We start from the raw sequence: 1,670 nt of genomic DNA, 5'->3' as shown, positions 1-1,670 counted from the left end.
GTAGATGAACTTGACCTTCTCCCGCTTCAGTATCTCTTCCAGCTTATCCACCTGCATGCCGTCATCATCGCTCGGCACCGTCACATAGCGCGGGCCGAAGAGGTTCCAGGCCTGCAGAGCACCCAGGTAAGTGGGCGCCTCGGTGACGATGACATCGCCGCGGTTGATGAAGACCTTGCCAATGAGGTCCAGCGCCTGCTGGGAGCCGTTGGTGATGAGCACGTTCTCCATCTCCGCCGGCACGCCGTATTTCTGCATCTTCTCCACCAGGAACTCTTTCAGCGGTGGGTAGCCGTCGGTGGGACCGTACTGCAGGGCGCGGGCGCCGTCGTGCTCGAGGATATAGGCGCAGGCCTCTTTGAACTCGCGGATGGGAAACAGTTCGGGGGCCGGCAGTCCGCCGGCGAAGGAGATGACATCCGGCTGTTGGGTGAGCTTCAGCAGGTCTCGGATGATGGAGCTCGTCATGGCCTGGGTGCGCTGGGCATACTGAAGCTCCCAATTGGTCGTCCACTGACCGTCCATCGGGGATTTCAACATCGCAACCTCCTTGTCGCGGATGATATAGTTGTTACGTACGTTCCGGGTGGCAGTGCTGGCAAAACGCCGCGTACACGTCGCCGATCTGCCACACCTCGTCAATGACGAAGTCCACTTCGCCCTGGCCCTCGCCGTCCACCAGCACGGTGATCATGCCCAATTGGGCCGCCGGCCGCAGATTGCGCAGATTGTCCTCCACCAACATGATGCGTTCCGGCCGGGTCCCGAGCAGTTCCACCAGGCGGGCATAGGCGGCCGGGTCGGGCTTGCCCTCCCAGCCCACATCGCGTACTTCGATGATGCGGGAGAAATGCCGGCGGATGCCCAGCGCCTCCAGCACCCGTTCGGCATGCTGGCGCGAGGCGTTGGTGAATATCGCCTTCTGCGCGTCAATCCGGGAGAGGGCCTGGTCCAGCCGGGCGTCGTAATGGAGCAGTTGTTCGATCGGGATATCGTGGACGAAGTCCATGTAGTGGTCGGGGTCAATTTGGTGGTGCCGGCGCAGTCCCCGCAGGGTGGTGCCGTATTCCCGCACATAGCGCCGGCGCAGGGCTACCGCGTCTTCGTATGTAAGGCCCAGATACTTCTGCAGGTATTCGGTGATGCGCCGGCCGATGGCCTGCATGACGCCGGCATCCCGGGGATAGATGGTCTCGTCCAGGTCGAACACCACATAGTCCAACGGCGGTTTGCGCTCCCCGACGGGAGGGCCGGCGCGGCCGGCTGCTTCTCTGGTCTCCATATGGCTCCTGATTCGCATACTGACAGAGCAAGGTTATGCGCCGGTCATCATAGCACAGCCCGGGACGGAGCGCAAAAACTGGCGCGCTCCTCGCCCGGGCTGTGGGGTTCGGCCCAATCGGGTCAGGCGATGAAGTGGATGCCGGCCAGGGCCTGGCGCGCTTCCGCGGCAATGGCATCGAGGGCCGCGGCGGCGTCGGCCGGCAGAGGCTCCGGCCGGTGCGTCTCCAACAGCCGCTTCGTCTCCTGGATAACCCGATCGGCATAGGTCTTGCGCCCCTTGCTGATCCAGGTGTCGGGGTCATCGCGGTTCAGGAACTGCGGCCGCCACAGCTCCTGGCGGAAATGCCGTAGGGTGTGCTCCTCCGCCAGGTAATGTCCGCCCGGCC

The 1,670-nt window shown here is 63.7% G+C and carries 3 protein-coding genes; all 3 read right to left on the bottom strand.

Going from position 1 to position 1,670, the window contains the following annotated elements:
• A partial coding sequence (locus H5T60_14740) for a PLP-dependent aminotransferase family protein (protein ID MBC7243689.1) occupies positions 1–540 on the bottom strand: 540 nt, incomplete at its 3' end.
• Between the two features lie 31 nt (positions 541–571).
• On the bottom strand, positions 572–1,282 hold the full coding sequence (locus H5T60_14735; GenBank protein ID MBC7243688.1) for a pyrimidine 5'-nucleotidase: 711 nt from the start codon (positions 1,280–1,282) through the stop codon (positions 572–574).
• A 122-nt stretch (positions 1,283–1,404) separates the two neighbouring features.
• On the bottom strand, positions 1,405–1,670 hold a 266-nt coding region (locus H5T60_14730; GenBank protein ID MBC7243687.1), incomplete at its 5' end, for a trimethylamine methyltransferase family protein.

The sequence above is a fragment of the Anaerolineae bacterium genome (genome assembly GCA_014360855.1).
Classification (GTDB): domain Bacteria; phylum Chloroflexota; class Anaerolineae; order JACIWP01; family JACIWP01; genus JACIWP01.
Note: the sequence above shows the minus strand (reverse complement) of the source record. Positions and strands in the feature narration are given on the sequence as shown.

Excerpts from the sequence above, each read along its gene's own strand:
- H5T60_14735 (MBC7243688.1), bottom strand. The coding sequence starts at position 1,282 with ATGGAGACCAGAGAAGCAGCCGGCCGCGCCGGCCCTCCCGTCGGGGAG.